The organism is Pseudomonas sp. SIMBA_068 (assembly GCF_046534705.1).
GTDB classification, from domain to species: domain Bacteria; phylum Pseudomonadota; class Gammaproteobacteria; order Pseudomonadales; family Pseudomonadaceae; genus Aquipseudomonas; species Aquipseudomonas putida.
In genome coordinates this window covers 1-242 of sequence record NZ_JAWRYI010001422.1, presented here as the reverse complement: position 1 = coordinate 242, position 242 = coordinate 1, and the positions used below count along the sequence as shown (strand labels likewise).

Here is a 242-nt window from a genome sequence, read left to right as displayed (position 1 = left end):
CAGGATGGGGTGTGAAATTTCACCGATGCCTGCCAGCCGGGCCAGCAGCGATTTGCCCTGCAACCCGTAGAAGTTGATGATCGACACCAGCGCGGCGAAGGCCAAAAGGCCACTCCCCAGCAGCAACAACTGGCGGATCCGGGCCAGCCCCAGCTGGGCCAGCAACGGGAACGCCATCAGGAAGACCAGAATGTAGATCAGGCGCTTGATTTCACGCCCCGGCTCTTCGGCCGGCGACCAGG

At 62.8% G+C, this 242-nt stretch carries 1 pseudogene; it reads right to left on the bottom strand.

Going from position 1 to position 242, the window contains the following annotated elements:
- Positions 1–242 (bottom strand): annotated as a pseudogene (locus SB756_RS34305) (polymerase); the annotation flags it as partial.